The organism is Cellvibrio sp. GW822-FHT04B05, assembly GCF_058800985.1.
Genome location: NZ_JBXAMU010000002.1, coordinates 599,456 through 622,283, shown reverse-complemented (window position 1 = coordinate 622,283; position 22,828 = coordinate 599,456). Strand labels below are relative to the sequence as shown.

The 22,828-nt window shown below is 48.4% G+C and carries 18 protein-coding genes, 1 pseudogene and 1 riboswitch; of the genes and pseudogenes, 9 read left to right on the top strand and 10 right to left on the bottom strand.

Translation table 11 applies throughout. The features are described 5' to 3' along the window. Nucleotides 1-131: 131 nt before the first annotated feature. Nucleotides 132-545, top strand: coding sequence for a YbaN family protein (locus AC1RJL_RS08240; protein WP_492912784.1), 414 nt, complete (start codon nucleotides 132-134; stop codon nucleotides 543-545). Nucleotides 546-562: 17 nt separating this feature from the next. Here AC1RJL_RS08240 and AC1RJL_RS08235 read toward each other — a convergent pair whose 3' ends face one another. Genes AC1RJL_RS08235 through AC1RJL_RS08225 form a run of 3 tightly spaced genes read right to left on the bottom strand, consistent with a single transcriptional unit; the run spans nucleotide 563 to nucleotide 2,376 of the window. Continuing rightward, on the bottom strand, nucleotides 563-976 hold the full coding sequence (locus AC1RJL_RS08235; protein ID WP_492912782.1) for an ExbD/TolR family protein: 414 nt from the start codon (nucleotides 974-976) through the stop codon (nucleotides 563-565). 3 nt (nucleotides 977-979) lie between these two features. Next, nucleotides 980-1,696 (bottom strand): MotA/TolQ/ExbB proton channel family protein, encoded by a 717-nt coding sequence (locus AC1RJL_RS08230; protein WP_492912780.1) that lies wholly within the window; start codon nucleotides 1,694-1,696, stop codon nucleotides 980-982. A 56-nt stretch (nucleotides 1,697-1,752) separates the two neighbouring features. Beyond that, on the bottom strand, nucleotides 1,753-2,376 hold the full coding sequence (locus tag AC1RJL_RS08225) for an energy transducer TonB (protein WP_492912778.1): 624 nt from the start codon (nucleotides 2,374-2,376) through the stop codon (nucleotides 1,753-1,755). A gap of 211 nt (nucleotides 2,377-2,587) precedes the next feature. On the opposite strand from AC1RJL_RS08225, the gene AC1RJL_RS08220 reads away from it, so the two are divergent. The 3 genes and pseudogenes from AC1RJL_RS08220 to AC1RJL_RS08210 all read left to right on the top strand — a co-directional run bounded on the left by AC1RJL_RS08220 (nucleotide 2,588) and on the right by AC1RJL_RS08210 (nucleotide 6,318). Then, complete coding sequence (locus AC1RJL_RS08220) at nucleotides 2,588-3,865, top strand: hemolysin family protein (protein ID WP_492912776.1); 1,278 nt, start codon at nucleotides 2,588-2,590, stop codon at nucleotides 3,863-3,865. A 330-nt stretch (nucleotides 3,866-4,195) separates the two neighbouring features. After that, nucleotides 4,196-5,257, top strand: a pseudogene (locus AC1RJL_RS08215) (glycoside hydrolase family 11 protein); the annotation flags it as partial. A gap of 113 nt (nucleotides 5,258-5,370) precedes the next feature. Further along, nucleotides 5,371-6,318 carry a HEAT repeat domain-containing protein gene (locus AC1RJL_RS08210; RefSeq protein WP_492912774.1) on the top strand — a complete coding sequence of 316 codons (948 nt, stop codon included), beginning with the start codon at nucleotides 5,371-5,373 and terminating at the stop codon, nucleotides 6,316-6,318. A gap of 70 nt (nucleotides 6,319-6,388) precedes the next feature. Here the strand turns inward: AC1RJL_RS08210 and AC1RJL_RS08205 are convergent, their stop codons facing one another. After that, nucleotides 6,389-8,458 carry a S46 family peptidase gene (locus tag AC1RJL_RS08205; RefSeq protein WP_492912772.1) on the bottom strand — a complete coding sequence of 690 codons (2,070 nt, stop codon included), beginning with the start codon at nucleotides 8,456-8,458 and terminating at the stop codon, nucleotides 6,389-6,391. A 225-nt stretch (nucleotides 8,459-8,683) separates the two neighbouring features. Between AC1RJL_RS08205 and ggt the strand changes: the two genes are divergently transcribed. Continuing rightward, nucleotides 8,684-10,375, top strand: a complete 1,692-nt coding sequence (gene ggt / locus AC1RJL_RS08200) for a gamma-glutamyltransferase (protein WP_492912770.1) — start codon at nucleotides 8,684-8,686, stop codon at nucleotides 10,373-10,375. A gap of 98 nt (nucleotides 10,376-10,473) precedes the next feature. Here the strand turns inward: ggt and AC1RJL_RS08195 are convergent, their stop codons facing one another. Then, nucleotides 10,474-11,259: a 3-oxoacyl-ACP reductase family protein gene (locus tag AC1RJL_RS08195; RefSeq protein ID WP_492912768.1), complete on the bottom strand. Its 786-nt coding sequence runs from the start codon at nucleotides 11,257-11,259 to the stop codon at nucleotides 10,474-10,476. A 132-nt stretch (nucleotides 11,260-11,391) separates the two neighbouring features. On the opposite strand from AC1RJL_RS08195, the gene AC1RJL_RS08190 reads away from it, so the two are divergent. Further along, nucleotides 11,392-12,315, top strand: a complete 924-nt coding sequence (locus AC1RJL_RS08190) for a LysR family transcriptional regulator (protein WP_492912766.1) — start codon at nucleotides 11,392-11,394, stop codon at nucleotides 12,313-12,315. Here AC1RJL_RS08190 and AC1RJL_RS08185 read toward each other — a convergent pair. Both AC1RJL_RS08185 and AC1RJL_RS08180 read right to left on the bottom strand, forming a co-directional pair. Next, on the bottom strand, nucleotides 12,312-13,124 hold the full coding sequence (locus AC1RJL_RS08185) for a PEP-CTERM/exosortase system-associated acyltransferase (RefSeq protein WP_492912764.1): 813 nt from the start codon (nucleotides 13,122-13,124) through the stop codon (nucleotides 12,312-12,314). The genes AC1RJL_RS08190 and AC1RJL_RS08185 overlap by 4 nt on opposite strands. A gap of 55 nt (nucleotides 13,125-13,179) precedes the next feature. Further along, nucleotides 13,180-15,483 (bottom strand): Orn/Lys/Arg family decarboxylase, encoded by a 2,304-nt coding sequence (locus AC1RJL_RS08180; protein ID WP_492912762.1) that lies wholly within the window; start codon nucleotides 15,481-15,483, stop codon nucleotides 13,180-13,182. A gap of 452 nt (nucleotides 15,484-15,935) precedes the next feature. Here AC1RJL_RS08180 and AC1RJL_RS08175 point away from each other — a divergent pair, with 452 nt between their 5' ends. Next, nucleotides 15,936-16,811, top strand: a complete 876-nt coding sequence (locus AC1RJL_RS08175; protein WP_492912760.1) for a substrate-binding periplasmic protein — start codon at nucleotides 15,936-15,938, stop codon at nucleotides 16,809-16,811. Here the strand turns inward: AC1RJL_RS08175 and AC1RJL_RS08170 are convergent, their stop codons facing one another. The 3 genes from AC1RJL_RS08170 to AC1RJL_RS08160 form a co-directional block, all read right to left on the bottom strand. After that, nucleotides 16,812-18,140: a 5-methyltetrahydrofolate--homocysteine methyltransferase gene (locus AC1RJL_RS08170; protein ID WP_492912758.1), complete on the bottom strand. Its 1,329-nt coding sequence runs from the start codon at nucleotides 18,138-18,140 to the stop codon at nucleotides 16,812-16,814. Between the two features lie 84 nt (nucleotides 18,141-18,224). Beyond that, entirely contained in the window at nucleotides 18,225-20,585 is a 2,361-nt protein-coding gene (locus AC1RJL_RS08165; protein ID WP_492913456.1) for a TonB-dependent receptor, read from the bottom strand. A gap of 220 nt (nucleotides 20,586-20,805) precedes the next feature. Further along, the gene (locus AC1RJL_RS08160; protein ID WP_492912756.1) at nucleotides 20,806-21,270 is read right to left on the bottom strand and encodes an RDD family protein; all 465 of its coding nucleotides are present in this window, start codon (nucleotides 21,268-21,270) and stop codon (nucleotides 20,806-20,808) included. A gap of 173 nt (nucleotides 21,271-21,443) precedes the next feature. Between AC1RJL_RS08160 and AC1RJL_RS08155 the strand changes: the two genes are divergently transcribed. After that, nucleotides 21,444-21,764 carry a hypothetical protein gene (locus AC1RJL_RS08155; protein WP_492912755.1) on the top strand — a complete coding sequence of 107 codons (321 nt, stop codon included), beginning with the start codon at nucleotides 21,444-21,446 and terminating at the stop codon, nucleotides 21,762-21,764. Then, a complete protein-coding gene (locus AC1RJL_RS08150) occupies nucleotides 21,764-22,594 on the top strand; it encodes a class I SAM-dependent methyltransferase (RefSeq protein ID WP_492912753.1) in 831 nt (276 codons plus the stop codon). Before AC1RJL_RS08155 ends, AC1RJL_RS08150 begins: the two co-directional genes overlap by 1 nt. A 17-nt stretch (nucleotides 22,595-22,611) precedes the next feature. After that, nucleotides 22,612-22,794, top strand: a riboswitch (cobalamin riboswitch). Nucleotides 22,795-22,828: the final 34 nt, after the last annotated feature.

The following is a 22,828-nucleotide window of genomic DNA, read 5'->3' as shown; positions in this document are numbered from 1 at the left end:
CACAGGTTTTCTAAATTGCCATTATAGATAAGTTTGCATTGGAGAAGATTTACTCTGTGACTACAATAGAACTGCATATACTGTAATGATACAGCGGAAACTTATTGATTAGCGGCGAATTGGATTGCCTTATGACTCTGCCCGAAAATATTTCTTCATCAATGCTCAGGCGTCCCTTGTCCGTCGCAAAGCGTTATCTTTTACTGTGCTTTGCATGGTGTTGCCTGGCAATGGGTGTTATCGGAGTTTTCGTTCCCGGATTACCTACAACGGTATTTATCCTGATGGCAGGGTGGGCCGCTGCCAAGAGTTCGCCGCGTTTTTCCGATTGGCTTGAGAACCATAAGCTGTTTGGCCCGATGTTGCGCAATTGGCGGGAGACTCGCAGTGTGAGTCGCAAAGCGAAGTGGAGCGCAACGGTGACTATGCTGTTGTGTGCGATCATTTTATTTATAACAGCGCCGCACTTATGGATAGCGGAAGTCATTAGTTTGGTGATGGCAGTAGTGTTGGTCTGGTTGTGGGCGCGCCCTGAGCCGCAGTGAGAAATAAAAAAACCCGGCTAAGCGCCGGGTTCTGTAACAAATCCTAATTTTAAAATGCCGGATCGCTGCACTGCCGCCATCGTCTTGATAACGTGTTCGTACTCTACGGTTCTATCGCCACGAATATGCACTTCCGGTTGTGGTTGCTTGCTTGCTTCGGTTGCCAAACGCAATTCCAATTCTTCCATGGTGACCTGGGTTTCATTCCAGTAAACATGCCCGTCTGCATTCACAGCCAGATTAACCGTCTCCGGTTTTAATTCGTTGGGCGTGTTATCGGCACGCGGCAAATCCACTTTTACCGAATGGGTTAACACCGGCACAGTAATGATAAAAATAATCAGCAATACCAACATGACATCCACCAGCGGAGTCATGTTAATTTCGTTCATTACATCGACTTCATCTTCGAGTCCACCGCCGAAGGCCATGGCTTACACCTCTTTACGTGGAGTGATTTTGGTAATGACACCCTTATTTTGCATAGGGCTACCGGTAATAAAATAAGCATGCAGTTGATGTGCAAAACGATTCAGTTTGTTGAGCACACCTTTGTTTGCACGTGAAAGGGCGTTATAACCCAGCACCGCCGGAATTGCTACCGCCAGACCAAACGCAGTCATGATCAATGCCTCGCCCACCGGACCCGCAACCTTATCAATACTCGCCTGACCTGAAATACCTATCCCTACCAGCGCATGGTAAATACCCCATACGGTTCCGAACAATCCTACGAAGGGTGCGGTCGATCCAACCGACGCAAGAATTGCCAGGCCGCGTTGCAAACGCTCCGCGCTTTCATCGATAGAGCCGCGCAAACATGCAGTGAGCCATTCGGCAAGCGGCAGATGGCCGTGCAGGTCATCTTTATGATTGCTGTGGTGATCAAGTGCGGCTTGTCCTTCTTCTGCCAGGTGGCGGAACGGACTGCTGCGGTCGTCACCCAGGGTACGCAGACCCTCAGCAAAGGTTTGCGCGTGCCAGAAATCATTCAGGCCTTGCGCCGGGCGACGCAAACGCCAAAGTCCCCATGCGCGAACTACAATAACCCACCAACTGGCGATGGACATGATTAACAGAATAATCGCGACGCTTTTGATGAGTATGTCGCCTTGCTCCCAGATTGAAGCAATGCCGTAGGGTGAATCCATATAAACCTCGAAATGCGAAAAAATAAAAATTACAAAAATAAAACGTTATTAATAAATTAGTGCAAGTTAAATTCAACGGGTTGTTCGTACCAAAAATCGATTTTAATACCGCCTTGGGTGGCCGGGTGGTAGCGCCACTGTTTCACCGCTTTTACTGCGGTGTCATCCAGCCGCTTGTAACCACTGGAGCTTTTTATTTTGATCTCACCCACGGTACCGTCGGCTTTGATCAGAATTTCTAACACGACAATCCCTTCTTCACGCAAGCGGCGGGACAAGTTCGGATATACCGGCGCCGGGTTACTTAATTGACCGGCTTCAGCGCGCGGTGGTAATACCGCTGGCGGTGCTGGCTCAGCGGGTTTTGCTTCTGCCGGTTCTTGTACCGGTGGTGGTGGTGGCTCCGGTGCTTTTACCGCGCGCTCCGAAGGTGGTGCCTTGGGTGGTGGCTTAGGCAACGGTTTCGGTTCGGGTTTTGGTTCCGGCGGCGGTGGAGGCGGTGGCTCCGGTGGCGGTGGCGTTTCTTCAGGTTGGGACATAACAATTGTGCCCTGAATAGTCGGCATGACAATTTCAATCGGCTTGGGAGCTGAAGGAGCAAGTAGTACGACAGCCAATACTCCGGCATGAGCACCGATAACGAGCAACAGGGATATTAACGGGGAATGTTTGGATTGCATTGGCTACTGCTGTGAGAATCGAATGAAGTTGCGAGTAATAAGTTGGCGCTAATGATAATATTTCTCATTGATAAAGGCAATCGATTAGGTGACACTGACGTATAAAACTTCGATGCTGGTAACCATTGTCGCCAGTAAGACTGGTTTTGCCCTCCGGGGCCAATGGTATACTCGGCGTCCCGCGCGACTGCGCTTTGGTCAGTAGGACCCTATGGAAATCTTTATATTGCTTGGCCTGATTATATTGAACGGCCTTTTTGCGATGTCGGAAATTGCTATCGTCACCGCAAAAAAATCCCGTTTGATGGCACTTGCCGCCAAGGGCAATAGTTCGGCCAAGGCTGCGCTGAAATTAGCAGAAGATCCCACCCAGTTTTTATCGACAGTCCAAATCGGCATTACCTCCATCGGCATCATGAACGGTATTTTCGGCGAATCTATTCTCGCTGAACCTTTTGCGTTATGGCTGCAGACCTTTGGCGTACCGGTACACTTCAGCGATAATTTCGCTACGATTTTAGTAGTGGTAGTGGTGACGTATTTATCCATCGTGGTGGGTGAATTGGTCCCCAAGCGCATCGGCCAGATCAGCGCCGAGCGTATTGCTTGCTATGTCGCCAAGCCGATGCAACTCCTTGCCGTTATCACCAAACCTTTTGTGTATTTTTTATCGGGCTCTACCCGTACCCTGATGCGCTTGCTCGGTTTTCACCAAACGCAACATTCGCAAGTCACCCAGGAAGATATTCACGCAATTCTTGATGAGGGTTCCAGTTCCGGTGTTATCGAACAACAAGAGCATGCGATGGTAAAAAATGTATTGCGCTTGGAAGCCCGCAGCATAGTGTCATTGATGGTGCCGCGCGCCGATATTATTTATCTGGATACAGCGCTATCGCTTGATGAAAATTACCAGCGCGTTATGCAATCACCCCATTCACGTTTTCCTGTCTGTACCAAACAAATTGATAATTTAATTGGCGTTATCAATGCGAAAGAACTATTGGCAGAAGCGATTCGCGGCAGTAAGGTTTATCTGGAATCCATGGCGCAGCCTTGCCATGTTGTACCTGAGTCATTGACCGGCATGGAGCTACTCGAATTTTTTCGTTCATCGCATAGCCAAATGGTATTTGTAGTTGATGAATATGGCGCTCTTAAAGGGATAGTCACGCTGCAAGATTTGCTGGAAGCCCTCACCGGTGAATTTGTAATGGGCGAGGGTGAAGATGCCTATGTGATTCGTCGTGATGACGGTTCGCTCTTGCTGGACGGCATGCTGGCGATTGTAGATTTGAAAGATTGCCTTGCGATCGACGATTTACCCGAAGAAGGTGATTACCAAACGCTAAATGGTCTGATCATGATGCTGATGGGGCGTATTCCTGCCACTGGCGACAAAGTGGTCGTGCAGAATTGGCAATTGGAAATTGTTGATATGGATGGTCGTCGCATCGATAAAGTTCTCGCTTACAACCTCGATAGTTAGTCACTTCCGTAGTTTTTCTCTTGAATACTCGTTTCCCATCCTCCGCTTGACTGATTGAGCGACAGTGGGGCAGGGCTTGTCTGATACAAAATTGTTATAACAATCCGGTAAATAGTTTATTTGACTATATGCTTATGGTTTATTTGACAATAAATCAATCTGGATGTATACAAGTATACGTTGAGCGACTTCGCCGTTTTAACAATAACAGCAATGCTGTATGGCGCTCGATAAACACCTGCTCGCAATAGGCAGGATCAACCTTCCAACAGTCCTTCCTCCTCTATAGGTGGTATTGGTTGAAAGGCTAAAAATCCAGAGAGACTAATAATGAAATTAACCAAAACTGGCAAAACTATCTTTACCGCGCTTATCGGCGCTGCAGCCCTGTGCGTAACAGCAGTAAGTGCGCAGACGTTAACCTCAAACTCAACGGGTACCAACAACGGGTTTTATTACACCTTTTGGAAAGATTCCGGCAATGCCTCAATGACATTGCAGTCGGGTGGCCGTTACACCTCGCAATGGACCAGCGGTACCAACAACTGGGTTGGTGGAAAAGGTTGGAATCCGGGTACGAGTTCAAGGGTGGTAAGTTATTCCGGTAATTACGGTGTAACCGCCAGCCAAAACTCCTATTTGGCATTTTATGGTTGGACCAGAAGTCCGCTGATTGAGTACTACATCATCGAAAGCTACGGTTCATACAATCCTGCAAGCTGTTCCGGTGGTACTGATTACGGCAGTTTCCAAAGTGACGGCGCCACCTATAACGTGCGTCGCTGTCAGCGTGTTAATCAGCCGTCAATCGATGGTAACCAGACTTTCTATCAGTACTTCAGTGTGAGAAATCCTAAAAAAGGTTTCGGTAATATCTCTGGCACTATTACCTTTGCCAACCACGTTGCCTTCTGGGCGAGCAAAGGCTTGAATTTGGGGAGCCACAATTATCAAGTGTTGGCGACTGAGGGTTACCAAAGTACCGGTACTTCAGACATCACCGTCAGCGAAGGTAGTGGCGGTGGCGGTGGCGGCGGTAGTTCCAGCTCTGCTCCGTCAACCGGTAGCAAAACAGTGGTGGTACGTGCACGCGGTGTTACCGGGCAAGAAAGCATCAGTCTCAAAGTAAACAACACTGTTGTGCAAACCTGGACCTTGACTACCAGCATGGCGAATTACACTGCGACCACCAGCTTATCCGGTGGCACGCTGGTTGAGTACACAAATGATGCGACCGGCCGCGACGTGCAAGTGGATTACATCAGCGTCAATGGCAATGTTCGCCAATCGGAAGCGCAGAGTTACAATACCGGCGTTTATCAAAATGGAGCATGCGGTGGTGGTAACGGTATGAGCGAATGGTTGCATTGCAACGGCGCTATTGGTTACGGCAATCTCTAATCTGCTGTCCAATTTGTAGATGTAAGTTCGTGGAAAAAAGGGGCGGGTTATCCGCCTCTTTTTAATCGATAAAAGACTAAAAAAATAATAATGAGAGCTGACAAATGAACATTACCTTCGACTCCAAAAAACATTTCCTGTTTTCCGCTTTCATCGGGGCAGCTGTAACTTACAGTTTGCTCACGTTAGTAGCGGATAAAGACTCTGATCGTGCCCCCAATATTGTTGCACTGGAAAATAAAGTTCAGCAGCTAGAGATATTGCTTGCGCAAAAAAATAACGAGCCGGTTCGTGCAGGTACATTAGGGAATAATAATGTCGGCGCGCCTGATCAAACTGTTACCAATACTTCTATCGACGCAGCGCCAATGGAAAACGATAGGCAAGTGGGCGAATTCAATCAAGCATTCGGTATGAGTAATCCAACACCCAGTGAACAGATACAGAGAGATCTCATTACCCAATCCGATCGCGATCCGCGCTCTTTTTCCGTGAAGGTAAACGATCTTTTAGCGGGTAACGCCACGACAGAAAATATCGCTATTGTAAGTAAGAGTGTTTTTGATTTGGCAGAGAGCCGCGAGACCTTATCCGATTCCGAATTGGATGTGCTTTATCATGGCCAAAGCAATGCGGATATCAAACGAGTCGTTGCCCAAGTGGCGTCCGCACGTGGTGATAATACGTTAATGGAAAAACAAATTGCCGAGGCGCAGGCCGGGTTACGCAATGAAAATCCGTCGGTACGACAAAAAACATTGATCGAACTGGCAAAAACACGCCATGTAAGCGCGGCTAATGCAATTTCACCATTACTACAGGACAGTAACAACAGTGTGAAATTGGATGCACTACTGGCGTTGCGTGCAACCGGAAATCAGAGTCATGTCCGCATGGTCGAACAGCTCGTGAATGATCCCGATCCAGCGGTGAGCTGGTTGGCAAATGATGTGATTAGCAACCTGCAAAACCTCAGTGATAAAGCGCGCACCAGACTTTCCAGTAACGATATTATGGCTGAGCTACCGCTAATGCCCGCTCCAAATAGTTAGTGGTGATCGCGTAAATAAAAATGGGCAGATAATCTGCCCCATTTTTATTTTAAACAGAAATTTGAATTGACTAGAGCTTTAATTCCTTCACAAGATGATCGGCTTTATATACTCGCTTTAATGCCTCACTGATTGCAGCCGGGTGTACGGATACTGCGCGATTGACAGTTTCATCAAAAAAGTAAGTACCGCCCAACGATTTAATATTGCCGTCAAAAATCAGCCCGACTAATTCACCTCTGGCATTCACCAGTGGGCTACCTGAATTTCCACCGACAATATCATTAGTGGAAACCTGATTGAATCGGGCTTTTTTATTGACTTTTTTCTGCGCTGTGATCCAACTGTCGGCGAGTTTAAATGGCGCATAATCAGTTGCACGAGCATATAGCCCGCCGATGTCCGTAAAAGGTTTTATCGGCTTGCCATTTTCATCCCAGCCGCGAATAACCCCGTGGGATAAACGCAAGGAAAAAGTTGCATCCGGAGCAACCTGTGTGCCCTGGTAGGCGAAGCGGGCTTTTGCCAATTGATTCACAGCTGCCTTTTGTACCGGTTCGATATTGTGGTCGTATTCAGTACGCAATTGGCGTGCGTATTCATCGATCAAAAACGCGAGTTTTATCGCGGGGTCATTACTGGCCTTAACTGCGGTGGCGCCGCCTTCCCAGAGCTTTTTACGTGTAGCAATTTCGCCAAGCTTGCTGTTTGATACTATGTCATTGGCGAGTGCTTCCGGAGACTGTTTACCGAGAATACGTTTTACCGCAGGGTTATCTACCCCTAATCTTTCCCGCAGTTTGTTCAATGACCAACCCAGTTTCATACGTTCAAAATCCGGGTATAAAGGCGATTCTGCAAACAGTCCGGATTGCACCGCAGGCAAGCTCGCATCAGAAAATTCCCGTAAGCGTTGATTGTCCGGTTTTTCTTTTTCGGCGGTGCCACGCACTAGCGTGCGCGCCCAAAGTACATGTTGCGACATTGCTCCAAAGCCGGCCTCGACCATCATGTAATCAACGTACAGGTTGCGCCATTTGGTTTGCACATCGCTCAGGGTTTTCCATGGATCACCGTAAATGTTTACCCGTGTTACATCGCTTGTCGCCCAGTTGCGAAAGGCGCTTTCCTGATCGCGTTTTTGTTGCATAACCTGTTTGGATAACAAGGCCTGAAACATTCCGGTGCGCGCTTTAATTCCGTTTTCCACATTGATTAATTCAGTTTGCGCGATGCGTGCGTGCTCACCACTTTGCGACGAATATTGCAGCAAGAGTCCGCGATATTCCGATGCAATCAATAAACGAAAAGGTAAAACCAGGTCGCGTTGTGTTTCCAGTTCATCGAGGGTTAACAAACGTTGCGTTGAACCCGGATGGCCGAGTGTCATGACAAGTTCGCCTTCCTGTGCGCCTTTTGCATTAATCGGAAACCAGTCTTTATTGGCGAGCGGTTTGCCTGCTTTGTCGTAAACACGCAACAGGCTCATATCCAGGTTATAGCGGGGAAAATTAAAATTATCGGGATCGCCGCCGAAAAAGCCGGATGCATACTCGGGGGCAAATACCAGGCGGACATCCTGATAGCGCGCGTATCGGTAGATGTGGTATTGGCCACCGCCATAAAGCTCGACAATATCGCAGCGTAATTGATCACCTGCCTCGCCAACGCATTCTTTTTCAATGCGTGATTGCTCAGTTTTTTTTGCATCGCTAAATGCTTTGCCCGATAAACCTTCAAGTGCTTTTTGCATACGAGCAGTAACATCTTCTGTTTTTTCCAGTCGATTTATCTCCACACCGGGGCATTGTTTTTCTTCGCCTGTTGTTTTTGCGAGAAAACCGTTATTCACCAAATCCTGCGCCTGACTGGATAAGTCTTCTACACAACCGGCCACGCAATGATGATTGGTAAGTACCAATCCCTGCGCAGATACAAATGAGCCTGAGCATCCTCCGGCCAAACGCACCGCGCTGCGCATGGATTTATCCAGCCACGCCTGTGTTGGTTTGAAATCGTAGGTTTTCTCCAATGTGGATAGTGGAAGATTGTCCAACGTCCACATGCCTTCCGCTGCAGTTGATGGCAACGACATTAATGCGCCGCTTGCTAACAGACATAACCTTGTCATTAAACGCATAATAAAACTCCCGCTGGTGATGGATGTTCATATCTATCAATTATGAGTGATTGGAGGATTCAGTACCTTAATAGTATTGCCCGCGATCTTCAATGCGCTATAGTCCAATGTATCTACAGTTCCGCTGTCCCTATAGTGGTATATCGCTATAGTTGAATATCTCTGTAGCTAAATGTTCCCTGGGATAATAGGCTCGCGTTATCTCACACTACTTTGGTTGGTTCCATGAAACAGTTGGTTATTCTATTTGCAGTTTTATTTTATATTCCCTTCGTATTGGCCGCCGATCAAGCGGGTGATTATGCACAGAAGAGTCCTGACGGACGGGTCGCTGTCGCTACGGTAAATCCTTACGCCAGTTCAATTGCCATGGAGGTTGTGGCGCGCGGCGGCAATGCGATAGATGCCGCAATTGCAGCGGCTTTCACGCTGGGTGTGGTCGATGGTCACAATTCCGGGATTGGCGGCGGCTGTTTTATTTTGGTACGCATGGCCGATGGCCGGATACTGGCGATTGACGGGCGCGAAATGGCGCCAGCAGCGGCATCGCGCGATATGTTTTTAGTGAATGGTAAAGCTGACCCTGAATTAAGCCGGACTGGTGCATTGGCCTCTGGTATTCCCGGTTCAGTTGCCGCCTATGAACGATTGCAAAAATTGGGTGGGAAATTGCAATTTCGCGATCTGGTTTTACCGGCAGCTGATTTGGCGGAAAAAGGTTTTTCAATTTCCCCGGCATTGGCAGAGCGGATCACAGCGACGGCGGATAATTTGGCAAAGTTTCCAGCAAGTGCTGCTATTTATTTGGATAAAAATAAAAAACCTTTGCCTGCATTTTCAATATTGCAGCAAAAAGATTTAGCGGTGACTTATCGTGCAATCGCGAAGCAGGGGTCGCGTTATTTTTACCAAGGTGATTTTGCTAAAAAAACCGATCGTTGGATGGCGGCAAACGGTGGCCTTATCACCGATAAAGATTTTGCAAATTACCAGATCAAAATGCGAAAGCCTGTGGTGTCGGAATTTGCGGGTTATACGCTGTATGGATTTCCACCTCCTAGCTCTGGTGGTGTCCATGTGGCGCAAATTTTAAATATTCTTGAGCAATTTGATCTGGATAAATTGGCACCTGCCGAGCGCTATCATTTAATTGCCGAGGCAATGAAATTTGCATTTGCTGATCGCGCCTATTGGTTAGGCGACGGTGATTTCACCAAAGTTCCCTTAACGCTTACCGATAAACGTTATGCGCAAACTATCGCGAAAAAAATCAGCCTCGACAAAACCACTGCCGGTATTTCCCATGGAAATCCGGATGTGGATATCCAGCATTTAATGAATAAACACACTACCCACATAGCGGCGGCTGATAAAGATGGCAATTGGGTTGCGATTACTGCCACGGTAAATACCAGCTTTGGTAGCAAAGTGATTATTCCCGGTACCGGCGTGGTGTTGAATAACCAGATGGATGATTTCTCCGCGCAAGTCGGTGCTGCCAATGCATTTGGTTTGGTCGGCTCGGATGCTAATGCAGTCGCAGCACGTAAGCGTCCATTATCGAGCATGAGTCCGACACTGGTGTTTAAAAATAATGAGCCGGTAATGGCGCTCGGTGCGGCGGGTGGCCCGACTATTATTTCGCAGGTAGTACAAACTTTACTCTACTCACTCAATGATGCTATGTCGGTAGAAAAAGCGATGGCACAAGCGCGGATTCACCAGCAATGGAATCCAAACTTACTGTTTGTAGAAGCGGCTATGCCAAGTGAAATCCAGCAAGCCTTGCAGAAAAAAGGACACGATCTAAAAATTTGGCCATCGATGGGCGCGTCGCAGGCAATTCAATTGCGCGATGGTAAATTGGTGCCTGTTGCTGAACCGCGTGTGATTCTACAAAACCAACGGAAAAACTAATCGACATTATTTTTGAAATGGAAAAGAGTGGAACCTGTTAAGGCGATCCACTCTTTTTTTACCCGGTTTATTTCAAGCACAGTTATTCCTGTGAAAAGTTACAAACCAAATCCACCGTCGATATTCCAGCTTGCACCTGTCACATAGGCAGCTTCATCACTGGCAAGATAAGAAACCAATCCGGCAATTTCATCTGCTGTGCCGTAGCGCGGTAATGCCATTATGCCGCGCAATGTATCGGCGAAATCACCGGTAGCAGGGTTCATATCGGTATCCACCGGGCCGGGCTGAATATTGTTGACGGTAATTCCGCGTTTACCCAAATCCCGTGCGAGACCGCGTGTGAAAGTCGCCACCGCTCCTTTGCTCAAGCTATACACCGACATGCCGGGGAAGGGCACAATTTGCGCATTAATACTGCCGATATTAATAATGCGGCCGCCGCTTTTCATATAATGCAATGCTTCTTGCACTGCGATAAAAATTCCTTTGACATTGACGGCAAGTAAATGATCGAAATCGGCTTCAGCGAAATCATCAATCGCGGCCATAGTCGCCACGCCAGCATTATTGACAAGAATATCCAATCCACCGAATTGTTTTGCGGTTTCCGCTACTGCATTTCGTATTTCATCTGCTTTGGCACTATCGGCTTTAATCGCAATCGCTTTGCCGCCAGCAGTGCGAATACTTTGAATTACTTCATCAGCACTACCACTATTGCTCGCATAAGTGATGGCGACGACAGCACCCTGGCTGGCGAGGCGTTTGGCAGTTGCCGCACCTATCCCGCGTGAACCGCCAGTCACCAGGGCGACTTTGTTGGCCAGGGATTGGTTGTGTTGAACTGAGGTGTTTTGAAAGGTGCTGTTCTGAGTGCTCATAATCATTGTTCCGGTAGTGTTAGGGGGAAAATCTTTATCACGGAGCCAGTGTGTTATTTTTATTGCTTTACTTGTAGTAGGTAGTTTGTACAATCATTTTCAACTGAAAGTTGAAAATAAAAGTGAGGCAACATGGAAACCCTGGCCAGTATCGAAGCTTTTGTACGCAGTGCAGAGACCAGCAGTTTCTCTGCCGCTGCACGTTTACTGGGGTTAACGCCCGCCGCGGTGAGCAAAAACGTCGCCACCCTGGAAGGGAAATTAGGTGTGCGTTTGTTCCAACGCAGTACCCGTCGGTTAACCTTAACCGAAGCAGGTGAGGCGTTTTTATTGGAAGTAAGTGGCGGGCTGGATACGGTGCAAGCGGCGCTCGCCAACGCAAGCAGGCACCGGGGGCAACCTTCCGGCACACTGAAAGTCAGCCTCGCATTTGCGTTCGGACGGCAATACATATTGCCGCTGCTGGCAGAATTTATGGCGCGCTATCCGGATATCCAACCCGATTGGCGGTTTGAAAACCGTCAGGTGGATTTAATCAATGAAGGTATAGATGTAGCGATTGGTGGCGGCATCGAATTGGCGCGTGGTGTAGTAGCGCGCGAATTGGCGCGGCCGCATATGGTGTTAGTGGCATCACCCCAATTTATGGCCGATAAAAAGCTGCCGAAAACCTTCACTGATATTTCCACCTGGGATGCCATAGTGCGACGCTCATCCAACACTGGCCGCGTTCAGCCTTGGCAGCTGCGCGATAAACAAAATGAACAAATGTTGATTGAGCCCAAGGCGCGGTTAATTCTCAACGATCCGGAAGCGATTTGTAATGCAGTGTTGATGGGGGTGGGAGTTGCTTTGGTACCAATGCCGCATGTACTGAATTACTTACAAGACGGTAGCTTGGTGCGATTGCTACCCAAGTGGTATAGCGATGTTGGCCCGTTAGCCATTTATTTTGCGAGTTCGAAATTACTACCAGCCAAAACCCGCGCATTCGTCGATTTTATCGTTGAGCATTTTCGCACTGAAGAATTAGCAAGAAAATTCGCTGCTATTTAATAAAATAATTCTTTTTCAATCATCGCGAGCAATTTGCGATAGCCGGTACTTAAGGTTTTGCGGACTTCTCGTGCGTCAATATAAAAAGGCGCACGCTTCCCGTGATACTCAATCGGTGCGCCAAGTTGGGTAAATTTAATACCCACAAAATTCAAACTGCGTGCGAGGCGCGGCTCCATCATCACAAAAATATGTACGCGACGGGTTTTGTAACACATGGCCACTGCCGACATATAAAGGCAAATAGCGATGTAAGGAAAGAAACGCAATTCCTGTGTTGAAAATGCTTGCTCATTGATTGCGCCGGTGGCACCGCCGGTAAATTGGTCTACTTGTCGTTTGCGAAATGCAAGCGGCACCGCCAAGCGCGATAACTCACAAATCTGATGCGGTAGAAAGTTTCGCGGTCTAATTTTTTCATCGGTGATTGCATGCGGACAAAATTTTTCCATCGGCAATAATTCGTCTTCATTGCGTGTGGTGATCAGACGCAAGGTTCCTGCGAGTGCATCTGAACCCAGGTGGCGAATAAAACAATGGATTGAACGTAAGTCGAACTCATCCTGCTCAATATGATCGGGATTAATCTCTTCAAAATGTAATTCTTCGCAATAAACCTGATAGCGCAGTTGATACACCTGCTGCTTGAGTTGTGGATTCCAGGCTAGCTGCGGCTTTAAATAATTGGAAAAATGTTTTGCAATATTTTCGGCTTCTTCACTCGCCAGAGTTGAAGCGTTTTTTTGATTGGTTTGTTTGGATATAGGGATGGTAGCATTTTCAGGCATGTTGAGTTTGGGTTGGTTCATAAAATTCCTTGCGTCCTTCTCCGATTGCTTCCACAACAAGTGGAGTTGCCAGTAGTCATTTCAAACACCAAAAATAATATTCGCCCTCTTTTTGGACCACCCCTTCGACTTCTTTTTCAAAGCCGGGAAAACGTTTGCCCCACTCTTGTACAGCTTCAATGTAGCCCAGCCAGGGGCCATCAAGTGGTCCGAGGTTTTCACCGGGCATTACAATCGGGATACCGGGTGGATAGGGCATAATACCTACGCCCGTAACGCGATTGGCTGCTTGTTTAAGCGGTAATAATTCTGCATCACCTGCCTGCAATTGCTGAAATGCAGTGCGTGGTGTGCAGGCAATTGTGGGTAAATTATCGAATGCACTTGCCTGTAATGCATCCATATGACTGGTGCCCATGTAATCGAACATTTCGGTGGCGAGATCGCACAAACCCATCTCGCGATAACGTGCGGGTGCTTGCTCGACTAATTCCGGTAACACTTGTTCGAGCAACGTATTTTTATCGTAGTGGCGTTTGAACGCGAGCAGCACGTTAATCAGTGTGCCCCACTTGCCTTTGGTGATGCCGATGCTGAACAAGCACAGCACCATAAAATCCGTTGTGCGTGACGGGATAATATTATTGCGATACAGGAATGCACTCAGTACAGGTGCGGGAATACCGAACGGTTGCATCTGCCCGTCCAATCCCATACCGGGCACCATGATCCCGGCTTTGATAGGGTCGAGCAGTGCCCAGTTTTTCTCCAATCCTTCAAACCCGTGCCATGCAGCGCCCGGCTCAAGCACCCAACATTCAGGATCAGATGCAAGTTGCTCGGGATCGGCGTCGGCAAATGCGATCCATTTACCGGTTTTTGCATCGCGTATTTCCGGCGTGTTCCAAGGCTGGAAAAACCAATCACCTTTTTCGGTAAATTCGCGATAGGCGCGTGCAAGTGCCTGGCGGAAATCTATCGCTTCGCGAATTACATCTTGTGTAAGACTATAGCCGCTCGCGCCATCCATCATGGCTGCGCCAATTTCGTTGGAGGCAAACAAGGTGTATAGCGGCGATGTGGTTGCTTGAATCACAAAGGATTCATTGAAGCGGCTGTGCTCAATGGGATTGCGCCCATTGCGGACATGAATGTAAGACGCCTGCGATAGCGCGGCGAGCAGTTTGTGTGTGGAGTGTGTGGCGAAAACGGTGGGCGATGTGTCGGCATGGTCGCGTGGATCGCCACGCATCGCGTAACGTCCCTGGTACATCGGATTAAAGCGCGCATAGCCGTACCAGGCTTCATCAAAATGAATACGGTCTACAGATTCGGCAATAATTCCTTCAGCGCGCTCTGCGTGCAAACAAATGCCATCGTAAGTGCAGTTGGTGACTACGGCATACACCGGTTGGTCGTGTTTGGCTTGCGTGCGCAAGGGATGATTGGCAATGCTGGCGGCGATCAGCTCAGGTGCTAATTTTTCCGGCAGTATAGGGCCGATAATTCCATAGCGGTTGCGCGTAGGCGTGAAGTACACCGGAATTCCGCCAGAGAGTACTAAACCCTGTTCGATGGACTTGTGACAATTGCGATCGCAGAGTGCGAATTGTTTTTCGCCGACACAGGCCATAAAAATCGTGCGGTTGGAACCGGAAGTGCCATTGAGTACCGCATAAGATTCATGGGCGCCGAACACGCGCGCCGCAAATTTTTCCGAGGCTTCTACCGGGCCTGTATGATCCAGCACCGAACCCAAACTATCGCGTTCGATTCCACCATCAGTGCGAAATAAATTTTCGCCGAAGAAATCAAAAAATACCCGTCCCACGGCAGATTTGGTAAATGCAATTCCGCCTTGATGCCCCGGTGCAGCCCAAGAGTGTTCGTCCTTCTGGCTGTAGCGCAACAGCGCATCAGTAAAGGGTGGCAGCAGTTTATCCAGGTAGCGATCTACTGCAGCCAATGCACGGCCGACAATGAACGGGGCGGTGTCCTCCAAGGTCCAGACAAACTCGTCGGCCAGCTCCATCGCCTCAACGGTGAGTGTTTGTTTGGCGGCGCGATCGGCCATCAAAAAAATCGGGACATTGGCATTGCGCTGGCGGATGGTACGCAACAACTGCATCACTTCGGCATTACTTTCGATGTCATCATCACCAAGCGTCCAATCCACAAAAATACAATGGAAGCCTGCATCAGAGACAATCGCTGCATGGCCGTCATCGTAAGAGCGCGCTTGCACCAGTTCGACATTGCGGTGGCGGAATTCGCTCACCAAATCATGCAGCGCGCGGCCGCGGGTGCTGTCAGTTGTTGCGAGTTGGTCTTCCACGATTAATACATGCACTCGCAATGTTTTGTTAGTGCGACCGATCATCGTAATACTCCTTTATCATTCGAGTTTAACCGGCCTGCTGGATAATAAAGCCGGTAAATGTATGAGTACATCGATTGTAAAAATTACTTTGCTGTAGCCCCTGCCGTAGCGAATTTTACTTTTCACCAATAAACACATTAATGGCCAGGGCATTAAAAAATACTCAAGTCTGGTGATATAGCTCTTTTCTGTCATTCACTTTTGAACTAGATAAGGGGATTTATCCTTGCCCATTGCTGTGCTGGAGTAATTTGGTAGTGTGAAATGACACGTTTGAATATTACTGATCAGCAAACATTACATTACATTGAATTGTCAGCAAGTTAAGTGCCGATATTAATAACCCGGACGTAAGGAGAGCAAAAATGGCCAAGGATTGCGCACTCTCTTGGTGAATGACCTTTTAGCTTCTATACTGCGTAACATAAAACCATAATAGCGCGGTAACCCCTATGTCGAGGCTTGTGGCCCTGTGTCTCCAACAAGCGGGATTTTTAATCCTGCTATTCTGCTGCGCATCGACAATTGTGCCGGCAGCTGAGGTAACCAATACGGTTGTTATTCGTCAGTCCAATATGACCGATATTAAAAATGAGGATTATTATTTTTATCACCTGCTTGCGTTGGTGCTAAGCAAAACTGATACCGTCCTGGAAAAAACTACCATCAAACAATTGCCTTATCGGTTGGAAGACAAACGCCTGCGCACGGAGATGATGCATGGCGTTGTCGATGTGCTTTGGTCGCCTACCAGTGCGGAATTTGAACAGCAAATGTTGCCGGTGCGCGTATCGCTGCTAAAGGAGTTGAATAATTATCACCTGCTATTGATCCGCAAAAATGAACAGCCCGGATTTTCTGCAGTTGCCTCTCTTGAGGATTTACGCAAGCTCAAGGGCGGAATGAGTTCACAATGGACCGATGCGAATATTATGGAGTACAACAAGTTATCATTGGTGCAGGCGGTGGGTTACGAAAAATTATTTAAAATGCTGGCGGCAAAACGGTTTGATTATTTTTCGCGAGGGCTTTATCAAATTCAGGCTGAAGTCAATTTTTATCCGGAATTGGAGTTGCAGATCGAACAGCAATTATTGCTGAGTTATTCCAATGAGGTGTTTTTTTTCGTCAACAAAAACAATGCAGGCTTGGCAGAGCGACTTGAAATAGGTTTAAAAATTGCGCAGGACGATGGTAGTTTTGATGAGCTGTTCAACAGTATTCCCCGTTATCGCTGGGGTATGGAGTTATTAAAGAATCATCAGCGGCGGGTAATTGAACTGCAGCCTTTACCTGCAGATTTTTCCGCCGTTGATGATGAAGAATAATTAGTGCGAATGTCCGCCCGCTGCCGGTTCGGCAATACCTAACCAGGTTAATTTATTGGGCACAAAATTCAGCGGGATGGTGTCACTCACTTTGCCTTCATCCAAATCAATTTGTTTAATTTGATTCGCGATAGGGTCACTCACATAAGCCATATGGCCGGGAGTTAATGCCAATTCAAACTTGCTACCGGTCGGTAATGCGCTAAGGTTGCTAGAAATCGCTTGTACACGTTTGGTTACATTCCAGCTGGCTGTGTCTATCAAGGTCAAGTTGCCGGTGTTATCCAGAATAACAAACAAATCACCTTCATCTGCAAAACTATAAGCGATGGCAGTTGGCGGTGATGTTACAGCAGCGTCGATCCAATTGATCGCAATAATTGTATTAGTCGCGGTGTTGATGGTAAAAAATTGGCCGGATGCGATTCCCACAAATTCATCAACTGAATCATCGCCCAATACTGTGCCTATGCGCGTGCTACCGGTAAAGCTTGCAGGGTTTGCAATTTTGCTGGCAGTAAATGCAGTGCCGGTTTGGGTGATGACTAATACACCATCAGTACAACCAAACGCGATTTGGTTTTCATTCTGCGCACTGCCATGTAAACCGGGGCAGGTTTCAGGCAGGATATTTTCGTCCGCAAAAAATCCATTGTGTGCGTGATAAACCGCAACGCGGTCGGGCAGGGTGCTTGTCGTTGCTGCATCGCGCACAGTGGAAATTAAATAATCGCCACGCGCTTGGGCCGCACCGTGCATATGGGTTGTGTATTCAAGCCAGGTGCCTGCCGTATTTTTTTCAATATCGCTTTCAGTAAATACACCGACTGACGCAGGTGTTGCTGAGTCAGCATTGCCATCGAAAAAAATAACTGATTGTTTTTCGGTGCCGGTAAAATGGGTTGGGCGCGATTTATTGGCACTGAATGCCATCGCTGCCGGGGTTTGTGCGTAATCATGTAAGTGATCGCCATGATCTTCTTGCCACAGACCGCCATCAAGTAAATCAACGCGATCGGCGGTGCGCTGCACAATAAAACCGTAGCGTTGGTTGGGGCTAGAATAGAGTGCGCTTGGTGCTTCACTGACAGCAAGTTCATGCAATACTTTTTTCTCGTTGATATCAACTACGCTGACTCTTGCCTGGTCTTTAATGGAAATTAATAAGCGACCCTGGCTGGGTAAATCGTCATCGTGGTCATGATCGTGATCATCTGCGATTGGAACTGGATCGCGCTCGACAATTTTAGTATCACTGCCTCCGCAACCGCCAAGCAGTGCAGAAATAAGTACCAGCGAAACACCGGGCAATAAATGGGTTTTCAACATAATGATTACCTTTCAAATAGTTTTTAGTTGCAATATCGTGTAGTTGCAATATCGTGTAGTTGCGATAATTAGTTGTGACAGCTGTTAGAAATTTCCGCTAAGACCTACAGCAAATGAGCGCGCAGGTAAGGGCGCTTTATCTTTCAGGAATGAAGAGTGGACGCGGGCATATTCATCGGTGAGGTTGTGGCCTTTAAGGTAAATCTTGAGGTCATTACTCAGCGCGTAACTGATTTGTGCATCGACCAATGTGTAACCGTCGGTGCTGGTTTCCAGTACAGCAGTTTTGTTTTGTTCGAAATAATGCTGACTGCTTAATTCAGCACGCCAGCTACCCATTTCGTATTCAGCGCGTGCGCCAATCCGCAGTGGTGGAATACGCGGTAAATCGCCGCCATCATCGAGTTGCGCACGGGTGTAGTCAGTAGTGAAACTGAGTTTGATTGGTGTGCTTGCTTGCCAGATGACTTCGCCTTCAAAACCGTAAAGGTTTGCATCCTGCGCCTGGTAAATATAAACCGGCAATTCACTCGCATGTCCATGCTCTTCACCTTCGTCACCGTGTTCGTGCGCAGTTTCGCGTGTCATGCCGGTCTCGGCGAGGTAATAGTAATTGTCGATACTGTTGTAAAACGCGTTGAGGATAAATCCAAAATCGCCCTCAAATTTGCGCAGGGAAATATCGATATTATTCGACTTTTCCAATTCAAGATCAGTGCGCGCCAAATCAAAATGGAACTCGCCGGGTTCATCTTCTACCAAGCGGAGCAGGGCGCCCACTTCATATAAACCTGAGCCAATGTGCGGGCCGAATGACAACAACTCTGCTGCAGACGGTGTGCGCTCAGCATGAGTGAAAGAGAGGCCGATGTTGTAGCCGGGAGTGAAATCCCACACTAAACCTGCTGAAGCACTGAACGGAGTGGATTCATGATCGATAGAAAATACCTGCAGGTATTCATCGCCATGATCGTGTTCATCTTCGTGGTGATGTTCGTTGAGATCAACTTGCATATTGTCGGCAGTAATTTTGACTTGCTCGACGCGCGCGCCCAATTGTACCAACACATCGCCGAAGTGACGCTCTTCCATTAATGCAATGGCGAGGCTGCCAGTAGTGCTCGGTGGTGTGAAGGCCTCTTCACCAACAGCAGAAAAATCATTGTGTTTGTAGTGCAGGCTCAACGCACCGCGCCAATCGGCAATCGGGTGATGAAATAAATCAATGCGCACTTCCTGACTTTCGTTATTAAATGTGGTGCCGACTACACCGTCTTCAATTTCGCTGTGCTCGTAATCGGTAAAACCAAAGCGGGTATTGATTGCGCTAAAAAATTCATGGTCGAGCGAAAGTTCACTCAGGAATTGCACGCGATCTTGTTTGAGATCGGCATAAACTGCGACATCTTCATCGCCGTGGCTGTGACCGGGAATGCCGTACTGGCGTTCAAGGTGACCGTAGGAAAGGCCGACAAAACCTTCATCCAAAATGTAGCTGGTGCCGAGGTTAAAACCTTTGGCTTCAGCGGAAGAGTTGGCAAGGCGACCGTTGCTGACGTGTTCTTCATGATCTTCGTCGTGATCAGTTTCTATTTCAGCAGCGCCGGGAATTTTGTAATCGTCGGCGTCGCGCCAGAAACCATCCAGATGCAAACCAATGTTGCTCTCTCCGTTAATAGGTAGGGCGGTATTCCCGCTCGCAGAAACAAGTTTGTCATCGGCAACTGAATCGCGCTCAACACGCCATTCGCCGTAAGTGTCGAGACCTTGGGGTACACGGTCATCGACAATATTGACTACACCACCAATGGCACCGCTGCCGTAAAACAACGTGGCGGGGCCACGCAGGATTTCAATCTGGCGCGCGGTGGAGGCTTCAGTCGCTACCGCATGGTCAGGGCCGACGCGTGACGCATCGCCAGCGTCCAATCCGTTTTGGGTGATCAACACGCGCGGACCTTCAAGGCCGCGAATAATCGGGCTGCTGGCGACCGGCCCGTAATAGCTGGAATGGACGCCGGCTTCATTTTTTAACGTCTCGCCTAATGTGGATGCCTGGCGATTACGTAACTGCTCACCGCTAACCACATTCACCGGCTGTGCCGATTCCATATTGGATGCGTGCCACGGCAAACCGACCACATTTACCACGTTTACCGCTGTGCTATTGAGCACCAGCACTGCGGGCTTGTTGCTTTGCTCAAGATGAAAGGTTTTATGCATAAATGAAGGGGCTTTTACATGCAGTTCCACCTCGGTTCCCGCTTGTGGCGGCAGGTTGAATTCGCCTTGCGCATTGGTGCGAAGCTGCAGATTGGACCCCACAATATCAAGGGTTGCATTGCTGATTGGTTGGCCGAGTTCATCGCGCACAACGCCCTGTATTTGAGCCAGTGCTGAATGGCTTGCGGCGACAATCGCCAGGCACAACAAAGACTTGTTCATCATTTTCTCCACTTCCTACCATCCAAATTGTCATTCGGCCAAAAACGACCGGCGTTCTAAATTGTTGGTGATGTTATACTATAACAATTGCTAATAACAACCTTTCTGGCAGAGAGTTTTTTCGAGAGTTGAAAACGACAAAGCCACCGCACGGGTGGCTTTGTCGTTTTGGTGGAAGATCGGTATTTACCGGATCGCCTTGCGGTAACTCGCGCGGGAATTAATTGCGAACTACATAGGTGCCGGCAAGTTTGTCGTGCCAGGTTTGTTTTTTCGGGTCCCAGGCTGCCCACAGGAAGCCGAGGCACAAAGGTAATGCGGACAGGATGTAAGCGAAGTAGCGACCAACAAATTGGCCAGTGCTTGGCTTGCCGCCGGTTTTAGCGCTGATGATCTTGGCCCCGATAACCATTTTACCCGGAGTTGCCTGGCGATAAGTCCAGAAACCGATAGTCCAGACGATAGGGAAAACATAGTTGAGCACGACATCTAAAGGTCCAAGTACAAAGGTTGTTTTAGTGAAGTAGCCTGTGCCGTACGCCATAAACAAAATAGGGTAGGTGATGATGGCAACAATAATGCCGTCGATAATTTGTGAACCAAGGCGGGGCCAAAAACCAACATACAGGTGCTCTTGCTCTTCAGAAACCAATTCCGCATTGGGGGCTTGATAAGGGTTATTCATAAAAAATCCTTGTGTTGTTATTGAATAATTGCTGCTGAAACGCGTGCCAACTATAGCCATTCGTCGGAGTCTTTACCAGTTTGGAAATAAATATCATTTGCAGGTTGACGTTACCCGGTTCAAATGATAATAATTATCATTAACAAGAAATACCAAACCACCTGGAGGTGTTTATGTCGGGATTATCAAGCCAAGCGAAATCAGGTCCTGTTACAGGCAAGGGCGCCAATTGGGGGCAGGATGCCGATTGCGACTGTTTTGATTGTTATCGTGAAGAGTTGCTGATTTATCTGGTTTACCGCTTTGGTTCGCTCGCCATCGCCGAGCGGATTGCCCGCGAAACCCGCCTGCGTTTGGGAGAATCCAATATCCTCGGCGTTGTGGGTAATCCGCATATATACCTCATCAGCTTTGCCTTATCGGTTGGTTTACAACTGATGACTGAAGATCGTTTGCAGGCGCAAGCGCTTGGCCGTCACCCGGCAGCTAACTGATGAAGCTCGCTAGCATCGATACCTCTGCCTGGCTGCAGGAATCCTATTCCCTGTTATCCCAACGGGCAGGTGCGCGCAAGAATTGGCCACAGTTAGGATTTTGTGACCCGGCGGCGCAGATTGTGTTGGATCGTCTGAACGCGGGAATTCGCTATTTACAACCGGCATCAACCCCGGCGGATTGCCTTGCACTCAAGCGCAGCCAGTGGATGGATCATCGCTGCCAGCAATTCTTTAGCCGCTATCCCCATGCCCTGGGTGTGGAGTTGGGAGCAGGTTTCAGCACGCGTTTCCATCGCTTGTCCGAGCTTGCCGACTGGCCAAGATTCCGCTGGTTGGAAGTTGATAGCACAGAGATAATCCAGCAGAAATCAAAATTGTTACCGGCAATCGATAATTATCAATTGGTCGCCGCCAGTGTAGTCGAGGGTGATTGGCTGGCATCCTGGCAGGGCGAGCCGCTTATTATTGTGCTTGAACATCGGCTTATGTTTATGTCGGCTGCCGAATTGCACGGTTTATTCAGCCGCATTGCCGATCTCACCCAAGGCAAAGCACCGGTCGAAATCGTGTTTGATTATTTGAGCCCGGCGACATTTTTTTACTCTCACCTGAAATCCTTATGTGGCTTTTCGACCGGTCCGGCGTATCGCTCATCATTGTGCTCAGCGCAAGTGTTGTGTGATATCGACCCGCGCTACAGCGTATTACGTGATATGGATATCCGCACCCACAACACTTTTTGGCAGTCTTGCTCATCGGCGATCTACCAGCGCATCAGCGGCGGTCGCTACCTTCAAGCCTGCGCCTCAGTGTCAATCCCGGCTTGACTGCCACCACGTATCCCCGTAACTTGCGCGGCCGAGGTGTCTGATAGGCGTGCAAGCGTCAGGTTCAGAGTCAATGGGAAGTCGGTGCGCACGCCAGCGGTTTGGTCAGCGATGCAATCCCGACACTGCCCCCGCAACGGTAAATCGGCACTGTCATCAGTGCCGATGAGTCCGATACCAGCCTTACCACCAGAACTACTGTTCTATTTGTTCACGATGTCGCGGAGGGCAACA

Coding starts and splice junctions, on each gene's coding strand:
- AC1RJL_RS08185 (WP_492912764.1), bottom strand. CDS start 13,124: ATGAACCAACCCAAACTCAACATGCCTGAAAATGCTACCATCCCTATA.
- AC1RJL_RS08240 (WP_492912784.1), top strand. CDS start 132: ATGACTCTGCCCGAAAATATTTCTTCATCAATGCTCAGGCGTCCCTTG.
- AC1RJL_RS08155 (WP_492912755.1), top strand. CDS start 21,444: ATGTCGGGATTATCAAGCCAAGCGAAATCAGGTCCTGTTACAGGCAAG.
- AC1RJL_RS08170 (WP_492912758.1), bottom strand. CDS start 18,140: ATGTTGAAAACCCATTTATTGCCCGGTGTTTCGCTGGTACTTATTTCT.
- AC1RJL_RS08160 (WP_492912756.1), bottom strand. CDS start 21,270: ATGAATAACCCTTATCAAGCCCCCAATGCGGAATTGGTTTCTGAAGAG.
- AC1RJL_RS08220 (WP_492912776.1), top strand. CDS start 2,588: ATGGAAATCTTTATATTGCTTGGCCTGATTATATTGAACGGCCTTTTT.
- AC1RJL_RS08190 (WP_492912766.1), top strand. CDS start 11,392: ATGGAAACCCTGGCCAGTATCGAAGCTTTTGTACGCAGTGCAGAGACC.
- AC1RJL_RS08175 (WP_492912760.1), top strand. CDS start 15,936: ATGTCGAGGCTTGTGGCCCTGTGTCTCCAACAAGCGGGATTTTTAATC.
- AC1RJL_RS08210 (WP_492912774.1), top strand. CDS start 5,371: ATGAACATTACCTTCGACTCCAAAAAACATTTCCTGTTTTCCGCTTTC.
- AC1RJL_RS08235 (WP_492912782.1), bottom strand. CDS start 976: ATGGCCTTCGGCGGTGGACTCGAAGATGAAGTCGATGTAATGAACGAA.
- AC1RJL_RS08165 (WP_492913456.1), bottom strand. CDS start 20,585: ATGAACAAGTCTTTGTTGTGCCTGGCGATTGTCGCCGCAAGCCATTCA.
- ggt (WP_492912770.1), top strand. CDS start 8,684: ATGAAACAGTTGGTTATTCTATTTGCAGTTTTATTTTATATTCCCTTC.
- AC1RJL_RS08230 (WP_492912780.1), bottom strand. CDS start 1,696: ATGGATTCACCCTACGGCATTGCTTCAATCTGGGAGCAAGGCGACATA.
- AC1RJL_RS08195 (WP_492912768.1), bottom strand. CDS start 11,259: ATGAGCACTCAGAACAGCACCTTTCAAAACACCTCAGTTCAACACAAC.
- AC1RJL_RS08225 (WP_492912778.1), bottom strand. CDS start 2,376: ATGCAATCCAAACATTCCCCGTTAATATCCCTGTTGCTCGTTATCGGT.
- AC1RJL_RS08150 (WP_492912753.1), top strand. CDS start 21,764: ATGAAGCTCGCTAGCATCGATACCTCTGCCTGGCTGCAGGAATCCTAT.
- AC1RJL_RS08180 (WP_492912762.1), bottom strand. CDS start 15,483: ATGATCGGTCGCACTAACAAAACATTGCGAGTGCATGTATTAATCGTG.
- AC1RJL_RS08205 (WP_492912772.1), bottom strand. CDS start 8,458: ATGCGTTTAATGACAAGGTTATGTCTGTTAGCAAGCGGCGCATTAATG.